The organism is Uliginosibacterium sp. TH139 (genome assembly GCF_002855595.1).
GTDB lineage: Bacteria > Pseudomonadota > Gammaproteobacteria > Burkholderiales > Rhodocyclaceae > Uliginosibacterium > Uliginosibacterium aquaticum.
In genome coordinates this window covers 1-18,311 of the sequence record NZ_PKRR01000008.1, presented here as the reverse complement: position 1 = coordinate 18,311, position 18,311 = coordinate 1, and the positions used below count along the sequence as shown (strand labels likewise).

Annotated in this window: 18 protein-coding genes; 8 read left to right on the top strand and 10 right to left on the bottom strand. The window is 61.1% G+C overall.

Going from position 1 to position 18,311, the window contains the following annotated elements:
- Positions 1 to 61 precede the first annotated feature (61 nt).
- The 3 genes from nifK to nifH all read right to left on the bottom strand — a co-directional run bounded on the left by nifK (position 62) and on the right by nifH (position 4,169).
- Positions 62 to 1,618 carry a nitrogenase molybdenum-iron protein subunit beta gene (nifK, locus tag C0V76_RS16000; RefSeq protein ID WP_101943748.1) on the bottom strand — a complete coding sequence of 519 codons (1,557 nt, stop codon included), beginning with the start codon at positions 1,616 to 1,618 and terminating at the stop codon, positions 62 to 64.
- 101 nt (positions 1,619 to 1,719) lie between these two features.
- On the bottom strand, positions 1,720 to 3,177 hold the full coding sequence (gene nifD, locus C0V76_RS15995; RefSeq protein ID WP_101943747.1) for a nitrogenase molybdenum-iron protein alpha chain: 1,458 nt from the start codon (positions 3,175 to 3,177) through the stop codon (positions 1,720 to 1,722).
- 110 nt (positions 3,178 to 3,287) lie between these two features.
- Positions 3,288 to 4,169, bottom strand: coding sequence for a nitrogenase iron protein (gene nifH / locus C0V76_RS15990; RefSeq protein ID WP_101943745.1), 882 nt, complete (start codon positions 4,167 to 4,169; stop codon positions 3,288 to 3,290).
- A 448-nt stretch (positions 4,170 to 4,617) separates the two neighbouring features.
- Between nifH and C0V76_RS15980 the strand changes: the two genes are divergently transcribed.
- From C0V76_RS15980 to C0V76_RS15950, 7 genes are all read left to right on the top strand, one after another.
- On the top strand, positions 4,618 to 5,070 hold the full coding sequence (locus tag C0V76_RS15980) for a group II truncated hemoglobin (RefSeq protein WP_101943742.1): 453 nt from the start codon (positions 4,618 to 4,620) through the stop codon (positions 5,068 to 5,070).
- Positions 5,054 to 5,650: a hypothetical protein gene (locus C0V76_RS15975; RefSeq protein WP_101943740.1), complete on the top strand. Its 597-nt coding sequence runs from the start codon at positions 5,054 to 5,056 to the stop codon at positions 5,648 to 5,650. The genes C0V76_RS15980 and C0V76_RS15975 overlap by 17 nt, the downstream gene beginning before the upstream one ends.
- A 147-nt stretch (positions 5,651 to 5,797) precedes the next feature.
- Complete coding sequence (gene draG, locus C0V76_RS15970; RefSeq protein WP_101943738.1) at positions 5,798 to 6,733, top strand: ADP-ribosyl-[dinitrogen reductase] hydrolase; 936 nt, start codon at positions 5,798 to 5,800, stop codon at positions 6,731 to 6,733.
- Positions 6,733 to 7,152 carry an ArsC/Spx/MgsR family protein gene (locus C0V76_RS15965; RefSeq protein ID WP_101943737.1) on the top strand — a complete coding sequence of 140 codons (420 nt, stop codon included), beginning with the start codon at positions 6,733 to 6,735 and terminating at the stop codon, positions 7,150 to 7,152. Before draG ends, C0V76_RS15965 begins: the two co-directional genes overlap by 1 nt.
- Positions 7,149 to 7,424: a DUF6156 family protein gene (locus tag C0V76_RS15960; protein WP_101943735.1), complete on the top strand. Its 276-nt coding sequence runs from the start codon at positions 7,149 to 7,151 to the stop codon at positions 7,422 to 7,424. Before C0V76_RS15965 ends, C0V76_RS15960 begins: the two co-directional genes overlap by 4 nt.
- Entirely contained in the window at positions 7,421 to 8,026 is a 606-nt protein-coding gene (locus C0V76_RS15955; protein WP_101943734.1) for a glutathione S-transferase family protein, read from the top strand. The genes C0V76_RS15960 and C0V76_RS15955 overlap by 4 nt, the downstream gene beginning before the upstream one ends.
- Before the next feature lie 23 nt (positions 8,027 to 8,049).
- Positions 8,050 to 8,442: a transcriptional regulator gene (locus C0V76_RS15950; RefSeq protein WP_101943732.1), complete on the top strand. Its 393-nt coding sequence runs from the start codon at positions 8,050 to 8,052 to the stop codon at positions 8,440 to 8,442.
- 284 nt (positions 8,443 to 8,726) lie between these two features.
- Here the strand turns inward: C0V76_RS15950 and kdpE are convergent, their stop codons facing one another.
- Genes kdpE through kdpF form a run of 6 tightly spaced genes read right to left on the bottom strand, consistent with a single transcriptional unit; the run spans position 8,727 to position 16,661 of the window.
- Complete coding sequence (kdpE, locus tag C0V76_RS15945; protein WP_101943730.1) at positions 8,727 to 9,410, bottom strand: two-component system response regulator KdpE; 684 nt, start codon at positions 9,408 to 9,410, stop codon at positions 8,727 to 8,729.
- On the bottom strand, positions 9,407 to 12,079 hold the full coding sequence (locus C0V76_RS15940) for a sensor histidine kinase KdpD (RefSeq protein WP_101943728.1): 2,673 nt from the start codon (positions 12,077 to 12,079) through the stop codon (positions 9,407 to 9,409). Before C0V76_RS15940 ends, kdpE begins: the two co-directional genes overlap by 4 nt.
- Entirely contained in the window at positions 12,076 to 12,687 is a 612-nt protein-coding gene (gene kdpC / locus C0V76_RS15935; protein ID WP_101943727.1) for a potassium-transporting ATPase subunit KdpC, read from the bottom strand. Before kdpC ends, C0V76_RS15940 begins: the two co-directional genes overlap by 4 nt.
- Positions 12,687 to 14,774 (bottom strand): potassium-transporting ATPase subunit KdpB, encoded by a 2,088-nt coding sequence (kdpB, locus tag C0V76_RS15930; protein WP_101943725.1) that lies wholly within the window; start codon positions 14,772 to 14,774, stop codon positions 12,687 to 12,689. Before kdpB ends, kdpC begins: the two co-directional genes overlap by 1 nt.
- A gap of 13 nt (positions 14,775 to 14,787) precedes the next feature.
- Entirely contained in the window at positions 14,788 to 16,572 is a 1,785-nt protein-coding gene (kdpA, locus tag C0V76_RS15925) for a potassium-transporting ATPase subunit KdpA (protein ID WP_101943724.1), read from the bottom strand.
- Positions 16,569 to 16,661 carry a K(+)-transporting ATPase subunit F gene (gene kdpF, locus C0V76_RS15920; protein ID WP_101943722.1) on the bottom strand — a complete coding sequence of 31 codons (93 nt, stop codon included), beginning with the start codon at positions 16,659 to 16,661 and terminating at the stop codon, positions 16,569 to 16,571. Before kdpF ends, kdpA begins: the two co-directional genes overlap by 4 nt.
- Positions 16,662 to 17,429: 768 nt before the next feature.
- Between kdpF and C0V76_RS15915 the strand changes: the two genes are divergently transcribed.
- Positions 17,430 to 17,735: a DUF2325 domain-containing protein gene (locus C0V76_RS15915; RefSeq protein WP_101943721.1), complete on the top strand. Its 306-nt coding sequence runs from the start codon at positions 17,430 to 17,432 to the stop codon at positions 17,733 to 17,735.
- A gap of 52 nt (positions 17,736 to 17,787) precedes the next feature.
- Here the strand turns inward: C0V76_RS15915 and C0V76_RS15910 are convergent, their stop codons facing one another.
- Positions 17,788 to 18,240, bottom strand: coding sequence for an aminotransferase class I/II-fold pyridoxal phosphate-dependent enzyme (locus tag C0V76_RS15910; RefSeq protein ID WP_101943720.1), 453 nt, complete (start codon positions 18,238 to 18,240; stop codon positions 17,788 to 17,790).
- Positions 18,241 to 18,311: the final 71 nt, after the last annotated feature.

The window sequence follows — 18,311 nt, the reverse complement described above, 5'->3', positions numbered from 1 at the left end:
TATCCGGATGGATAGCCCGCTTTTAACGCTTCAGGCAAACGGCGCTTTGCGCCGCTTGTGATCAGCGGATGATGTCGTAGGAGTAGTCGGTCTTGCCGGCGACGATGGTGTTGGCATCCAGCGTTTCGAAGTACTCGTCGAGCAGATCCACCAGCACGCGCATGCCACCTTCGTAACCCCAGATCGGACGCACGTGGTAGTGGTGACGATCGAAGATCGGGAAGACCATGCGGATCAGCGGGGTGCCGGTATCGCGCTCAAGGTACTTGCCGTAGGTGTTGCCGATCAGGAAGTCCACCGGCTCGGTGAAGAGCAGGGAGCGCAGGTGCCACAGATCGCGCTTCGGGTAGGCCTTGCAGGCGGCACCGTATTGCGAGCTGGCGAACAGGGTGTTCATCTTGGCTTCCCAGTCCTTCTCACCATTGGTCGCCACCACATGCGCGGGCTCGGCACCGAGTTCGAGCAGGAACTCGGAGAGGCCCAGCAGGAAGTCCGGATCACCGTACAGGGCGTAGCGCTTGCCGTGCAGGTGAGCCTGACTATCAGCCATTGCATCGACCAGCAGACCGCGTTCCTTTTCCAGCTGGGCCGGGATCGGCTTGCCGGTGATGCGCGAGATCTCCATCAGGAAACGGTCGGTGCCGGCCACGCCGATCGGGCTGTTCAGCACTACGACTTCCTGGCCATGCTCACCGATGAACTTGGCCGTCTTCTCGCAAGAGAATTCCTGGAAGATGATCGTAGCCTTGGCGTTGAGCGCACGCTCGACGGTTTCCTTGGTGGTGCCGCCTTCGTACATCCGGAACTCGCCATCGGTGGGGGTGTTCCACACTTCCGACGGATCACAGATGACGTTGTACTCGACCCCGAAGAGATCCATGATGCGCTTGATCTCTTTCATGTTGCCGACCACGAAGCCATCGAAGCCGCCGATGAAGTTGATGGCTTCGCCCGGCACGCGGGTCAGTTTCGGTGCGGTGTCGGCCTTGCCATCCCAGAAGTGCTTGAGCACGCCCAAGAGCGCATTGTCGTAGCCAGTGATATGGCTGCCAACGAAGGCCGGGGTGTGGGCGAAGGGCACGTCGAACTCCTGCGGCACGCTGCCCTTTTCCTTGGCGGTCTTGATGAATGCGTTCAGATCGTCACCGATCACCTCGGCCATGCAGGTGGTGGACACGGCGATCATGTCCGGCTGGTAAAGGTTGTAGGTGTTGGCGAGGCCATCGATCATGTTGTTGAGCCCACCGAACACGGCTGCATCTTCAGTCATCGACGAAGACACGCAGGAGGTCGGTTCCTTGAAGTGGCGCGAGAAGTGCGAGCGGTAGTACGCCACGCAGCCTTGCGAGCCATGCACGAAGGACAGCGTCTTGTGGAAGCCGTTGGCAACATACACGGCCCCCAGCGGCTGGCAAGCCTTGGCCGGGTTGACCGTGAGGCCTTCGCGGGCAAAGTTCTTCTGCTTGTAGTCCTCGGTCTTCGTCCATTGGACGATTTCCTGGATCTTGGCGTCCGAGTGGTTGAACTCGAAGGCCTTCTTGTTGGCGAGCATGTCCTGATACTCAGGCTCGCGGAAGAGGTTCTCGTGGTCAATGACCTTGTCGGCTGATTGGGGCATGGTAGTTCTCCTGAAAATTTAGTGAGGAGTTGGGGGCGGGAGTGAGGAGGGGCGTTGCGCGGGCTCTGTCCCGCTCCTCTCCCCTCACTCCTCACACGGGCTTACTTCTTCCAGGGCGCCTTCGACAGGCCCCAGATCGGCGAGCTGATCGCCATGTCCATGTCACGAGCGAAAATGGCAAAGCCGTCGTAGCCGTGATACGGACCGGAGTAGTCCCAGCTGTGCATCTGGCGGAAAGGCACGCCCATCTTCTGGAACACGTACTTTTCCTTGATGCCCGAGCCGACCAGATCAGGCTTGACCTTCTCGACGAACTTTTCGAACTCGTAGCCAGTGACATCGTCATAGATCAGCGTGCCATCCTTGACGTAGTGCGTGGTGCGCTGATAGTCATCGTTGTGGCCGAATTCGTAGCCGGTGCCGACCACTTCCATGCCCAGATCTTCGTAGGCGCCAATCACGTGACGCGGGCGCAGCCCACCCACGAAGAGCATGACCTTCTTGCCTTCCAGGCGCGGGCGGTACTTGTCGATCACTGCCTGCATCAGCGGCTTGTACTTGGCGATCACCTTCTCGGCATTGGCCTTGATGGTGTCGTCGAAGTGGCTGGCGATTTCGCGCAGCGACTCTTCGATCTTGGTCGGGCCGAAGAAGTTGTACTCAACCCATGGCACACCATACTTTTCTTCCATGTGACGGCTGATGTAGTTCATCGAGCGGTAGCAGTGAAGAACGTTGAGTTTGGCCTTGGGGGTGTTTTCCAACTCGGCGATGGTGCCGTCGCCCGACCATTGGGCGATCACGCGGAGGCCCATTTCTTCGAGCAGGATGCGTGAGGACCAGGCGTCGCCACCGATGTTGTAATCGCCGATAATGGCTACGTCATACGGAGTGGAAACGAAGTCCGGGCGCTTGTCCGGATCGGCCTTGTCGAACACCCAGTCGCGGATCGCGTCGTTGGCAATGTGGTGACCCAGGGACTGGGACACGCCACGGAAGCCTTCACAGCGCACCGGCACGATGGTGTGGCCGTTGTATTCCTTGCTCTTCTTCTTCGATACGGCCTCGATGTCGTCACCGATCAGGCCGATCGGACATTCCGACTGTACCGAGATGCCTTTGTTGAGCGGGAAGAGTTGCTGGATCTCGTCCATGATGACTTCCAGCTTCTTGTCACCGCCGAAGACGATGTCCTTTTCCTGGAAGTCGGAGGTGAATTGCATGGTCACGAAGGTGTCCACGCCGGTCACGCCGATGTAGTAGTTGCGGCGGGCGGCCCAGGAGTACTGGCCACAGCCGACCGGGCCGTGCGAGATGTGGATCATGTCCTTGATCGGACCCCACACCACACCCTTGGAACCAGCGTAGGCGCAGCCGCGGATGGTCATCACGCCCGGCAGGGACTTGATGTTCGATTTCACGCCGCAGTCCGGCTTGCCTTCTTCATGCACGTTAAGGTGCTTGGCGCGCTTCTTGGCGGTTTTTTCCGGATAGGCCTTCAGCACCTCGTCAATGAGGGCTGCGTTCTGGGCCTTCTTTTCGTCGATTGTCATGCTCATTTCATCATCTCCTGTGCGCAATGCGAGAGTAGAGGGAAGAGAACCTTGTTACGCCGGCGGAAGCCGGGAGCCCGCCTGCGGCAAGGCTCCCGACCCTCGACTCTCGGTCCTCAGGCGGCCAGATCGGCCGCCGTCTTGCCCACTTGCGATTCGTCGATCTGCTTCATGATGCCGTGGGCCATCAGCAGGTCTTCGAGCTCGTCCATGGTGATCGGCGTCGGGATGATGCCGTTGCCCTTGTTGGCATGAACCTTCTCGGCGAGCGTGCGGTATTCGCCTGCCTGCTTGGAATCCGGAGCGAACTCCATCACGGTCATGCGGCGCAGCTCGGCGTGCTGAACGATGTTGTCGCGCGGCACGAAGTGGATCAGGCGGGTGCCCAGCTTGCCGGCCAGTGCTTCGGCCAGTTCCAGTTCCTTGTCGGTCTGACGCTCGTTGCAGATCAGGCCACCCAGACGCACGCCACCGGAGTTGGCGTACTTCAGAACACCCTTGGAGATGTTGTTGGCGGCGTACATGGCCATCATTTCGCCAGACATGACGATGTAGATTTCCTGCGCCTTGTTTTCGCGGATCGGCATGGCGAAGCCGCCACACACCACGTCACCCAGCACGTCGTACGACACGTAATCCATGCCGTCGTAAGCGCCGTTTTCCTCGAGGAAGTTGATCGAGGTGATTACACCGCGGCCGGCGCAGCCCACGCCCGGCTCCGGGCCACCGGATTCAACGCAGCGGATGTCGCGATAACCCACCTTCATGACATCTTCCAGTTCCAGGTCTTCCACGGAACCGGCTTCCGCGGCCAGCGACAAGATGGTGTCCTGTGCCTTGGCGTGCAGGATCAGGCGGGTGGAGTCGGCCTTGGGGTCGCAGCCGACGATGAGGATTTTCTGGCCCATTTGCGCAAGCGCGGCCAGCGTGTTTTGCGAGGTGGTGGATTTGCCGATCCCACCTTTGCCGTAGAAGGCAATCTGACGAAGGTCTGACATGTTGTTTCTCCTGAATCGTTGAGCAGTGATGTTGCTGCAATCGAAAAATGTCCTCTGTTGGGAACGTCGGACAAGCAGTCGATCTACCGTGCCCCGGATGCAGCCCCTCGCGCCTTTTTTGCTCTTCAAAGTAAGCGACTTGTTGGCGAGACATGGTCGGTGCGAGGACCATTCAGCAACTGGCGTGCCAAGTTTTCACGGATTTCTTGAAAAGCTTGCCAAATGGTCGTTTCGGAAGTTCTTCGTGGTGCCGGCGAAGTCATTTCCGGATATCGACAAAGCTGACATTCACGCCGCCACACCGCTCGAATGAAAGGAGTGTCATTTCGCTGTGTGTCGTATCTGAAGTGCTCCGTTTCGCACGCGCGCCGCACGCACTCAGGCATTGAGCCCTGCGGGTATGACACTTGCTGAGGGCAGGGCATAGCCAGGTCGAGAGGAAACCCAAATGCACGCCCAGCCTTCACTGATCCAGCCCGTAGCGGTCACCGGCAACGCGCGGGCGACGCATTTCGAGCGTATCGGTGGAGCCGAACCGATCGCCCTGCTGGCTGAGCGCTTCTATCACCACATGGATACGCAGCCCGAGGCGGCTGCCATCCGCGCCATGCACCCGGCCGATCTCACTCCGGTGAGGAAAGTGCTGGAGCTGTTCCTCGTCGAATGGATGGGCGGCAGCAAAGACTATTCGGCCATGCGCGGCCATCCGCGCTTGCGCATGCGCCACATGGAATTCCCGCTCGGAGTGGCGGCACGCGATGCCTGGATGAACTGCATGCGCGCCGCCCTGAATGAAGTCGTGACCGATGCAGAGCTCAAGACGCAACTCGAAGCAGCCTTTTTCAAAACCGCGGATTTCATTCGCAACCAACAGGAGAATCACCATGACAACGATCGATAAGACCGCGTTCGGCGTGCTCGAAGCCGAAGAACGCCTGCTCAATGGCGTGTTCAAGGGCGCTACGGCCGTCCCCGGACGCTTCGGCTTCCGTGGCGACATCGCCATCGAGTTCCAGCCCAAGATGGCCGATGAGAAGCGCCCGCCTGAGAAGTGCTGCGAGCAGGTCATGGCTGCCGCCAACGAAGGCGAGCCGCATTTCATCTTTCTTGCCGGCTTCCTGCTCTCCTTCGGCTACCTCAAGCTGCTTGCCGAAGTGCTGGGCGAAGCGTTGTCGCCGGCAGGCAAGTACATCCTCTTCTGCGACAACATCGATCTGTCGAAGAAGTACGTTATCGACTATGCCGGCGCCACCTTCTACATCCTGCCGATCGACGAAGCCACGGTGTACAACGAAACGCTCGAGCTGCTCTACCTGGAGAAGAATGAGCTCAAGAAGATGGACACCGGCGGCAAGCTCGATGCAGTGGTCAATGCGGGCGTGAAGTTCGTGGGCGACCGCAAATTCATCAAGAGCACGTATGACGAGCTGGTGGCCACCATGGGGCCGGTGCGCAATCCCTACGAAAACCGTCCCGTCTAGGACACACGCGAATCAAGCTCCTGCGCGGCTCAATCTCGAAGCTCCGGTGATTAACGTACCCACTTACGTTTCTGCTCCTCGCTTCGACCTTGAACCGCTCGCTATGCTTGCTTCGCATGTGTCAGCCCCATGAGTCAGGAGTCATGAATGGCTGAAGCCTTGCTGGATCAATCTGCCGCCGCCGGTGCGCCACCGCTGTCCCTGCTCGATCGTGCGCTCGGCGCCTATCTGGGCCTGGCCATCGGTGACGCGCTGGGCGCCACGGTGGAATTCATGACGCCACGCGAGATCATGTCCAAGTACGGCACCCACCGCGAGATCATCGGTGGTGGCTGGCTGCGCCTGAAGCCCGGTCAGGTGACGGACGACACCACCATGGCGCTTGCGCTTGGGGATGCCATTGTGACGGCACGCGGCTGGGATCTCACTGAGGTGGCCGAGCACTATGTGGGCTGGCTGCGCAGCAAGCCGGTGGATTGTGGCAACACCTGCCGGCGCGGTATCCGCCGCTACATGCAGGAGGGCAGCCTCGTGGCCGCCTTCAACGAAGGTGATGCGGGCAACGGCGCGGTCATGCGCAATTTGCCGGTGGTGCTGGGTTTCCTGAACAACGAGCAGGCCCTGATCGATTACAGCCTCGCGCAGGGGCGTATCACCCACGGCCATCCTTTGTCCGATCTGGCCAATGTGGCCCTTGCACGCATGACGGCCGCCCTCCTGCGCGGTGAGGGCATGGCCGTCGTGCAGGCCATCGCCGATGAGCTCTTTACCCTCGAGCCACGTTTCTCCATCCAGGCCTATCGTGGCCGTGCCACCGGCTATGTGGTGGACACCGTGCAGACCGTGCTCTACCACTTCTTCAATCACGAAGACTTCGAGAACAGCCTGATCGCCGTGGTCAATCGTGGGGATGACGCTGATACCACTGGCGCCCTCGTTGGCATGCTGGCGGGCGCCCGTTATGGCACCCGGGCCTTTCCGCGCCAATGGATCCGCCGCATCGATCCTGACGTGCGCCATCTCATCGAAGTACAAACGCGACAATTGCTCTCTCTGCACACGCCCATCGGCGGGAGAAGCTGATGGCCCACATCGTCTTCTACGAAAAGCCGGGCTGCGGCGGCAATGCAAAACAGAAAGCCTGGCTGACGGCTGCCGGCCACACGCTTGAAGTGCGTGATCTGCTGCACTGGGCCTGGACGCCCGAGCGCCTGCTGGCCTTTCTGGCGCCATTGCCGGTAGCCGACTGGTTCAATCGCGCGGCGCCCGCGGTGCGTGATGGACTGATCCAGCCGGAGCTGCTCTCGGCCGAACAGGCCCTTGCCGCACTGCTGGCCCAACCACTCCTGATCCGTCGTCCACTGCTGACCCTGGAAGATGGCTGCTGCCTGGTGGGCTTCGATGAAACATGGCTGCGCGGCCATCTCACCGCCACGCCAGCGGCCCCACCGCCCGCAGAAGGCTGTGCGGCGCGGGCGAGCCCTTGCGGAACGGCAACATGAGCCCGCGCTTCTTCCTTTCCTACACCGGAGTACGCCTGCCACTGCAACTCGTTGAAGAGTTGCCGGAAGCAACCCTGCGCAACCGCAACACCTGGTTCCGCGCCGAATATGATGCACAGGGCGCCCTGATACGGGTCGAAAAAATCGTCTATGGCGAAGTAGAAATGACGCATCGTTACACATACGACAGTGAGCTGAGGCTGCAGGAAGCCATTGTTACCTTTGCCGATGAAGAGCCACAGATCATGCGCTTCAGCGAGGCCTCCGCATGAAGCTCTACATGGCGCCCGGGTCCTGCACCACCGGTATCCACATCCTGCTTGAGGAGCTGGGGCTGCCCTTCGAAGCGTGGATCATCAGCATCCCGGCCGGCCAGCATCTGCACCCCGATTACCTGGCGCTCAATCCCAAAGGCAGCATCCCGACACTGGTGCTGGACGATGGGCAGTCCCTCACCGATTACATCGCCATCTCCTACTGGCTCGCACGCCGTCATCCCCGTGCCCGGCTCATGCCTGAAGATACGCTGGCTGCCGCACGGGTCATGGAAGTCCTTGCCTATGTAGTGGGCACCGTACACGGTCAGGGCTTTGCACGCCTCTTCAATGCTGAGGGTTTTGCAGGCAGCGGCAAGGAAGTCCTCCAGGAGCAGGGTCGGGCGATTGTCGACAAGGCCTTTGCCATTCTCGACACCCAGCTTATCGGGCCTTACGCGGCCGGCGAGTTCTCGATTGCCGACCCGGCCTTGTTCTATGTTGAGTTCTGGGCTGACAAACTGGACATCCCCTTGCCCCTCAGGCTTTCCGCGCATTACACCCTGATGCGCAGCCGTCCTGTCGTGCAGCAAGTACTGCGCGAAGAAGGCTACCGCTGAGTGTGCGCCCGAGCGAAAACGCCATGAGCCTCATCGACGAACACTGTGGACTGCTGGCCTACGACTATCAGCACTTTGCCCATGCCAAGGAGTTCGTCTTCCGCCAGTGGTGCGCCTTCGCCAGCGAGCGCCAGGCCCTGCGCCCGGAAGACCTCTCCGGCGCCTGCAAATACGGCTCCCAGTTCATGCGCATCGTCTTCGGCGGAAGCATCGAAGGGCATTACGAACACCAGTACAACCGCATCGCCGGCCGCCTCGTCGATCTTGGTCACGACGCGCAGGACGTCGGCCGCATGCGCTTTCCCTACCTGCACGAAGCCGGCTACTTCGAAATACCCGAACAGCAAGCCGCCATGCGCGCCTGCCTGCCGCGCGTGGGGCGCTGGGCGGAAGCGTTCATGGGAGAGCAGGGCTAAGCTGCTCTGCATTTCAGGGTGGGTGGAGCATCTGTTGGACTTGGTCGTCCAAAACTCCACGGGTGACCTTGAGCGCTTTGCGCGAGCCATGACATCACGCTGATGGACTTCAAGGCAGGTATCGGACAGGTTCGGTCTGTCGCTTTATCCATGAACCCGTCATTCAGATGACCGCTTCACTTTGAAACCGGCCGCAAAGCCTATGCGTGCAGCCCGGCCGAAGCGGTCATTGGGATTGTTCTCGCCTAGCGGCGGCTATCCACTTGGTTGCTGTCGCAGTACGTTCAATTTTTCAAGCGATAGCCGACACCGGTTTCGGTCAACAGGTATTCCGGTTGTGCCGGGCTGTGCTCCAGCTTCTCGCGTAACTGCTTCATGTAGATCCGCAGGTAGTGGGTACGCTCGGCGTAGCCTGGCCCCCAGGCATCCATCATCAACTGTCTATGCGTCAGCACGCGGCCGTGGCCACGCATGAGCACGGTCAGCAGGCGATATTCGATGGGTGTGAGATGCACTTCTTCTCCAGCGCGGGTTACACGGCGCTGGATCATGTCTACCGTCACATCTCCAAAACCGAATACGGCTTGCTCACCGACGGCCATACTGGCCTGGCGGCGCACTTGCGCTCGAACACGCGCCAGTAATTCGGGGACACCAAAGGGTTTGACCAGATAGTCATCGGCACCAGCGTCCAGAGCCGCGACCTTTTCACTTTCCTGGGTGCGTGCCGACAGCACAATGATGGGTATGCGCGACCAAGTGCGCACGTCGCGGATGACGTCGAGCCCGTCGCGATCAGGCAGGCCTAGATCGAGAATCAGTAGCTCGGGTTGTCGCGTACCGGCTTCGATCAAGCCACGCTCTGCGCAATCCGCTTCGAAGACTTCACAACCTTCTGTTTCCAGTGAGGCGCGTACGAAGCGCCGGATCACCGGGTCGTCTTCAATAATCAGTACTCGGCTGCTCATGCATCCTTCTCCAGGTTGGCAGCCTCGGGGGGCTCGCCCAGCGGCAGGCTGAAGCTGAAACTAGCCCCGCCATTGGCCCGATTGTGCGCTTCAATGTGGCCGCCATGCGCACTCACGATGGCGCGACAGATGGCCAAGCCAAGGCCAACACCGGGTTGTGCGGACTCGGTATCACCTCGCTCGAATTTTGCAAACAGGCGTTCAGTGGGGCCTGTCGGCAAGCCCGGGCCGTCATCGTCCACGCTGACCTGTAGCATCCGCCCCGCCAATTCGGCTGAGATGCGGATGTGGCTGGCTGCCGGCGTGTATTTAATGGCGTTGTCGAGCAAGTTCACCAGTACGCGCTCGATCAGTACCGGATCAAATTCGCATAGGGGCAAATCGGGCTCGATACGGGTTTCGAGCTGATGCGATGCCAGTTGTACGCTCAATTGGCGACTGGCTGTTTCGATCACCTCTTCAATCGCACACCAGTCGCGCTTTACTTCGATGCGACCGGTCTGCAGGCGTGCCATGTCCAGCAGATTGGAAACCAATGCGGTCAGGCGATGGGCTGTGTCGCGCATGCCTTGAATCATTTCCTGCTCTTCTGGTGGCCGCGATGGCCGAGCTGCCAGCGTATCAGCCATGCCGACCAAGCCGGTCAGGGGGGTGCGCAGATCGTGCGATACAGCGGCCAGCAGTGAGTTGCGCAGGCGCTCGGACTCCATACTGACCAGCGCCTCCTGTGCGACCTCAACGTAATGCACACGCTCCAGCGCCTGGGCGATCTGACTGATGCAGGTTTCCAGCTGACGGGTGATGGCCGGTTCGTCCAGTACCAGGCCATGTCCGGGAAGCAAGCCCAGTACGCCGCGTACCCGCATCGGTGCGCGCAGCGGCAAGTAGCGCGCCTTGGCCGCCGGCAGGGTGGCCGTGCCACGACCAGCCTCCTGCTCATGCTCGAAGACCCATTGCGCCACCGCGAGATCGACGAAATCGCTGTCGGGCGCATGCGCTGGTCGGACCTTGGCTTCCGCGTCCGGCAGCAGAATGGAAACGCGCGCCTGAAAAATACCCGCCAGGTTCTGCAGGGCGACATCAACGATCTGCTCGGTGGAAAGCGCGGCGGAAAGAGCACGTGATAGTTCGGCCAGCTGCGCCGAACGGTGCTCGCGCTCGGCAGCCATCACAGCCTCAAACTTCAACTTGGCCGCGAGCTGACCGATCACCAGGGCCACCACCAGCATGAGCAGGAAGGTGAATACGTACTGGGTGTCATTGACCGTAAAGGTCAGGCGTGGCGGCACGAAGAAGAAATCGAAAGACGCTACGCTGAGGCAGGCGGCCAGCGCGCCGGGCCCGCGCCCGAAGCGCAAGGCCACGCCCACCACGGCGAGCAGGAAGACCATCACCACGTTCGCCAGGTCGAACACCGACAGGAGCAAGGCGGCAAAGGCAGTGGTGGTGGCACAGATGACGATGGCCCAGACGTAGCCGCGCCAGTTCACGGGCAGGCGACGCTCAGGCGCCTCTTTGCGGTTTTCGTGATGCGGTAGGCCAACCACGACGATTTCCAGCTCATGTTCGAGCAGGGCCAGCCGATCCAGCAGAGAGGGGTGCAGCAGCCGTTGCCAGACGCCGCGTCGTGCGCGTCCGAGTACCAGCTTGCCTGCGTTCCGGTTGATGGCGAAACGCACCAGTGCGTCTGCTGCGTTCACGGCGCTCAGGCTGCACACCTCGGCCCCCAGCGAGGCCGCCAGCTTCAGCGCGTTGCGCCGGCGCCCGCGATGCGATTCGGATTCGCCGGCCATGTCGGGCGTTTCCACGCTGACCGCAATCCACTCGGCCTGCGTATGACTGGCCATGCGTGCGGCATTTCTAACCAGCGTTTCGCCGCCCGTTCCGGGGCCGATGCAGACGATCAGGCGATCACGCGTCTGCCACACACGATCAATTGCACGGTCGGCGCGGTAGGCGCGCATTTGCGCATCCACGCGGTCTGCCGTGCGACGCAGGGCCAGTTCGCGCAGGGCGATCAGGTTGCCGGTGCGGAAGAAGTTGTCGGCGGCGCGCTCCGCAGCATCACCCAGATAAACCTTGCCCGCCTTGAGGCGACTCTGCAATTCTTCGGGCGGCAAGTCGATCAGCGAGACTTCATCTGCACGCTCATAGACTTGATCGGGCACCGTTTCATGCACGCGTATCCCGGTGATGCTGCCGACCACATCGTTGAGGCTTTCCAGGTGCTGGACGTTGAGTGCCGTCCACACATCGATCCCGGCGGCCAGCAGTTCTTCCACATCTTGCCAACGTTTGCGGTGACGGCTGCCTTCGATGTTGGTATGCGCCAGTTCATCGACCACGATCAGCGACGGCTTGCGGCCCAGGGCAGCGTCCAGATCGAATTCGGCAAGCGTTCGCCCGCGATAGGCCACCTCGCGCCGTGGCAACAGCGGCAAGCCTTCGAGCAGCGCAGCCGTTTCGCTGCGGCCGTGGGTTTCCACCACGCCGATCAGCACGTCCGCGCCCTCGGCAAGCTTCTGCCGGGCTGCATTGAGCATGGCGTAGGTCTTGCCCACCCCGGCGCAGGCGCCGAAGAAAATCTTCAGACGTCCACGCGCAGCCTGCTCGCTTTCGCGTTCCAGTGCGGCAAGCAGCCGGTCGGGGTCGGGCCTTTGGTCGGTCACTTCAGAGCATCCAGTGCGAGGTTCACCTGCAACACATTCACGCGCGCTTCACCGAACAGGCCGAAGGCAGGCTGCTCAGTGCATGCCTCGATGATAGCCTGCACTCGCTCAGCAGGCAGGCCGCGAACCTGAGCAATGCGTGCAACTTGCCAGCGGGCTGCTCCGGGAGAAATGTGCGGGTCGAGGCCTGAGGCCGAGGCGGTAACCAGCTCCTGCGGCACCAGATCGGTCTGCGCCGGGTTGGCTGAACGCTGCTCGGAAATACGAGCCTTGACCGTGTCGACAAGCGCCGGATTCAGCGGACCGAGATTGCTGCCGCTGGAGGCCAGTGCGTTATAGGGCTGCGGCCCGGTCGCCGAAGGCCGGCCCCACAGGTATTTCGCATCGCTGAAGGGCTGGCCGATCAACTCCGACCCGACAGTCTTGCCGTCTTTCAGAATCAGGCTGCCGTTGGCCTCGTGCGGGAAAAGGCCCTGGGCAATGCCCGTGATCAGCAATGGATAGGCGGCGCCGGTGATCAGGGTCAGGGCCAGAAACAGGCTGGCGGCAGGGCGCAATTCGGCCAGCAGCGTGCGCCAGATGGATTGGGATTGAGTTGTGGCGTTCATCATGCGACTCCCATGGAAGACAGGAACAAGTCGATCAACTTGATGCAGGGAAAAGGCAGCAACACGCCACCCAGACCATAGATCAGCAGATTGCGGCGCAGCAGAATGGCCGCGCCGAGTGGGCGATAGCGCACGCCGCGCAAGGCCAGCGGAATCAAGGCGACAATGATCAAGGCATTGAAGATCACGGCAGACAAGATGGCAGTAGCCGGGCTGGCCAAATGCATGATGTCCAGGCGCGCCAGCTGCGGATAGGTGCCGACGAAAACGGCGGGCAGAATCGCGAAGTACTTGGCGACGTCATTGGCCACCGAGAAGGTGGTCAGCGAGCCGCGCGTCATCAGCATCTGCTTGCCGGTTTCGACAATCTCGATCAGCTTGGTCGGGTTGGAGTCCAGATCGACCATGTTGCCGGCTTCCTTGGCGGCTTGCGTACCGGAATTCATCGCGACCGCCACATCAGCCTGCGCCAGTGCGGGCGCGTCATTGGTGCCGTCGCCGGTCATGGCCACCAGCCGCCCTTCGGCCTGATAGTCGCGGATTAGCTTGAGCTTGTCTTCCGGGCGCGCTTCGGCGAGGTAGTCATCCACACCCGCTTCGGCCGCGATGGCGGCAGCCGTGAGCTTGTTGTCACCGGTGATCATCACCGTCTTGATGCCCATCTTGCGCAGCTCGGCGAAGCGCTCGCGGATGCCGCCCTTGACGATGTCTTTCAGTTCGATCACGCCCAGCACTTCGCGACCATCCGCAACGACCAGCGGGGTGCCGCCACGCTTGGCGACCTCTTCGACGCTGTGCTGTACGGGTGCGGGAAATGCGCCACCCTGTTCCTCCACCCAGGCGCGTACTGACTCGGCGGCACCCTTGCGGATGTGGCGCTTGCCATGCTGCTGAGCATCCTGCCCGTCGATGTCGACCCCACTCATGCGGGTCTGCGCGGTGAAAGGAACAAAGTGCGCTTCATGCAAATCGCGGCCACGCAGGTTGAACTTGTCCTTGGCCAGCACGACGATGCTGCGTCCTTCCGGGGTCTCATCGGCCAGCGAAGCAAGTTGCGCCGCATCGGCCAGGGCTTTTTCGCTCACCCCCGGCGCAGGCAGGAAGGTGCTGGCCTGGCGGTTGCCTAGCGTGATGGTGCCGGTCTTGTCGAGCAACAGCACATCCACGTCGCCTGCCGCCTCGACCGCACGGCCCGAGGTGGCGATGACATTGGCCTGCATCATGCGACTCATGCCCGCCACGCCAATGGCAGATAACAGCCCGGCAATCGTCGTCGGGATCAGGCACACCAGCAGGGCGACCAACGCCGTTACGCTGATCGGCGTACCCTGGCCTGCACTCGCCACGCTGTAGAGCGAGAAGGGCAAGAGGCTCACGCAGGCGAACAGGAAGATCAGGGTCATCGCCACGAGCAGGATGGTCAGTGCAATCTCGTTAGGTGTCTTGCCGCGCTTGGCGCCTTCCACCATGGCGATCATGCGGTCGAGGAAGGCGTCGCCCGGATTGGCCGTGACGCGGATCACCAGCCAGTCCGACAGCACTCGGGTGCTCCCTGTAACGGAACAGAAGTCGCCACCGGCCTCGCGAATCACTGGTGCAGATTCTCCGGTGATGGCGGATTCATCCACCGAAGCCACGCCTTCGATAACTTCGCCATCGCCGGGGATAGTTTCGCCCGCCGAGACGACGACCACATCACCACTGCGCAAATCGCTGGACTCACGCAACTGCCACTGCGCGCCGTAGCGTGGTTCATTCAAAACCTTGGCCCAAGTGGTACGACGCAGACCGCGCAAGGCTTCCGCTTGTGCCCGCCCGCGTCCTTCGGCCATGGCTTCGGCAAAGTTGGCAAAGAGCACGGTGAACCACAGCCAGACGGCGATAGCCCAGACGAAACCGACCGGTGCATCGCCTTGACCGATGCTGGCCTGAACGGCCAGGAAGGTGGTCAGCGCACTGCCTATCCACACCACGAACATCACCGGGTTGCGCAGTTGCGCGCATGGTGAAAGCTTGTATAAGGCTTGCAGCATGGCCGGACGAATCAACGCAGGATCTAGCAGCGGAAGCGTATTTTTTTTGCTCATGTCATGCTTCCTTTCAGTGAAAGAGATTGAGATGTTCGACAATCGGGCCGAGCGCCAGAGCGGGCAGATAGGTCAGCGCGCCGACGAGGACGACCGTGCCGATCAACAGCACAATGAAGAGCGGGCCATGCGTGGGCAGCGTGCCGGCCGTGACCACCAGACGCGGCTTGGCGGCGAGCCGCCCAGCAATCGCCAGCACCGGAACGATCACGGTAAATCGACCGAACCACATCACCAGCCCCAGCATCAGGTTGTAGAAGGGCGTGTTGGCTGACAGGCCGGCGAAGGCGGAACCGTTGTTGTTGGCTGCGGATGAAAAGGCGTAGAGCACCTCGGAGAAGCCGTGCGCCCCCGGGTTGGCCATGCTGGCAACACCGGCTGGCGCTAGTACCGAAATAGCCGTGCCGCCAAGGATCAGCAGCGGCGTGGCGAGGATCACTACGGACACCATCTTCATCTCGTAGGACTCGATCTTCTTGCCCAGATATTCCGGCGTGCGGCCAATCATCAGGCCAGCCAAGAAGACCGCTTCGATGGCGAAAACCAGCATGCCGTAAAGGCCGGCACCCACGCCACCGAACACCACTTCACCCAGCTGGATCTGCAACATCGGCACCAGCCCACCCAGTGGCATGAAGCTGTCGTGCATGGCATTCACCGCGCCACAGGAGGCGGCCGTGGTGATCACCGCGAACAGCGCCGATTGCAGGCTGCCGAAGCGTACGTCCTTGCCTTCGAGGTTGCCCCCGCTGCCATCCATGCCTAGCGCGGTGAGCAAGGGATTGGCGTGCCCCTCGGCCCAGATAGTGATGGCCACCATGACCAGAAAAACCAGCGTCATTGCACCGAGAATCGCCAGGCCTTGACGGATATCACCGACCATGTGGCCGAGCGTGAAGCACAGTGCGGCCGGGATCAGGAAGATCGCCAGGATCTGCACGAGGTTGGCGAGCGGGGTCGGGTTCTCGTAAGGATGGGCGGAGTTGGCATTGAAGAAGCCACCACCATTGGTGCCGACCATCTTGATCGCTTCCTGTGAAGCAACCGGGCCCATGGGAAGCGACTGGGCCTTGGCAGTAACTGTTTCGGTCACGACCTGGCCCGCGGCATCCTTGAGTGGCTGACCATCTGCGCCGAGTTTGGGCTGGCTGTATTCGACTGGCTGCAGCAGCATGACTTCGGTCGGGCCGGAAAAGTTCTGCACGACGCCCTGCGCCACGAGGAAGACCGCCATCACGGTGGACAACGGCAGCAGCACACCGACGGTGGCCCGCGTCAGGTCCACCCACGCATTGCCGATGCCCGCTACCGAGCGACGCGCGAAGCCACGTACCAAGGCAATCGCCACCGCCAGACCAGTGGCCGCAGAGAGGAAGTTCTGTACCGCCAGACCGAGCATCTGGGTGAGGTGACTCATCGTCGCCTCGCCACTGTAGCCCTGCCAGTTGGTGTTGGTGACAAAACTGATGGCCGTGTTGAAAGCCGAGCCTGGCTCCACCGCGGCCATGCCGGCCGGATTGAGCGGCAGCCAGACCTGCAGACGTTGCAGCGCATACACCACAAGCACGCCGATGGCATTAAAGACCAGCAAGGCCAGGGCGTAGCGCCACCAGCTCATATCCTGTTCGGCACGGACGCCGCACAGACGATAGAAACGCCCGGCGACTGCCGCCAGACGCGGACAGCGCTCGGCCACCCGGCCTTCGAACAGATCGGCCAGATAGCGGCCCAGCGGCCAGGCGAGCAGAAACAGGATCAGCAGGTACAGCCCCACCTGCAAGACGGATGAGTGGTTCATGACATCTCCTCGGCGCGGAACAGCGCGACCAGCAGGTAGATGAAGAGCAGCAACGCGACGCCGCCAGCGATCCAGTAAAGGGCGCTCATTTCAGCCCCTCCAGCTTGTGGCAGCCCGCAATCAGCAATGCCACGCAGGCGAACGCGCCTGCCAGCAATGCGAGACATAGGAATTCAGACATGAAAGAGTTCTCCGGCAAGGGAGAGAACCCGCGTTCTCTCTTGCCCTGAACTCTAGATAGCCCTGAATAAAGCTTGTGTTGATACCGAACGGGCGAGCGTAAAGATCGCGTAAAGACGCGCGACTCGAAGCTGCATGCCATTCACGCGCATACAGAACCGACCCGGCCGCGGCCATCTATGTTGATCGACAGCTTAGTCCTGCAATGCAGCCTGTCTCGGGGAGTCATACCAATGACCGCAGTGGCCGAGCTGCACTTATTCAGTTTCCGCCCAGGGAGACTGCTCAGGATCTTTTCAGCAGCACGCTCAAGAATGCTAGGCGTATGAACTGGAGGCTGGTATTGAGCTGACGCTCCGCGGTTTTCGAGCGTCGGCGAGACTGCTCAAGCCGCGCAAACGAGCGCTCCACGATCTAGGCTGAGGCATAACCGCAAAGGTGTGCAATTGATTGCACTTTTCCACCTCGAGGGTCGCCCCAATTTCTCCTGTACGGCGTTGGCAAACGGAGCCCCGTTGTAACTATCTTTTCCTCATCCAGCCAGGCCAAGGCTTTCAAAAGATCGCGAACAGCTTCATAGGCCAGGTATTGGCATAAGCAGCTAATAAATTCATGGTTCTGCCCGCTGCAGATTATCCCTAAGCTGGGTTCCATCGACTTGGCTTGGGGAGAGTGTGATGAAGGCATTGATCGTCGGCGCGGATCATGTGGATCCGATCAGGCAGGAGCTGGAACAGAATCCTCATCTGAGAGGTTTCACGGTGACGGAACACTGGACTGGCCGAAAGGTTGGCGACGAGCGCCGCAAGATTCCCAGCGGCACGGGTCTGGTGGTGGTGATCTGCGATCGCATCAATCACCAGCTCCTGCGCAATGTGCGAGATCAGGCCAAGCGCCGCGAGCTGCCGCTGCTCTATGCGCGCCACTCCCTGATTGAAATCCGCGAAAAACTGGCCGACCTGGTGCTGGGGGGTGGGCATTGAGCAGACTCCTATGCTGCCCTTCACCCTGCTGACGCAGATCGGGAGCCGCTTCTCAGGCTCCCAGCCTGGCTAGGCGTGCGCTGGCAGCCTGCAGGGTTTGCGTTTGCTTGGCAAAACAGAAGCGTACGATTTTCTGTGCCGGTGGTTGCTGGTAGAACACCGAGACCGGAATACTTGCCACGCCATGCTCGAGGGTCAGCCAGCGGGAAAAGGCCACATCTTCCAGATCCGGCCGGATTGCCGAGTAGTCGGCGAGCTGGAAGTAGGTGCCCTGGCTAGGCAGGAGCTTGAAGCCCGCTGACTTCAGCCCGGGAGCGAGCAAGGCGCGCCGCTCGGCAAAGAAGGCGGAGAGACCTTGCCAGCATGCAGGATCTGCAAGGTGAGCGGCCAAGGCATGCTGGGCCGGGGTGTTCACGGCGAAGACGAGGAACTGGTGGATCTTGCGGAACTCGGCGCTGAGCGCTGGCGGGGCGACGCAGTGAATCGCCCCGGCCTTCCTAGACACTTCGTAGCCTTAAACTGGCGACCAAGTCGAGGTGTCTATGAGCAGCAAGCGGTACACGGAAGAGTTCAAGA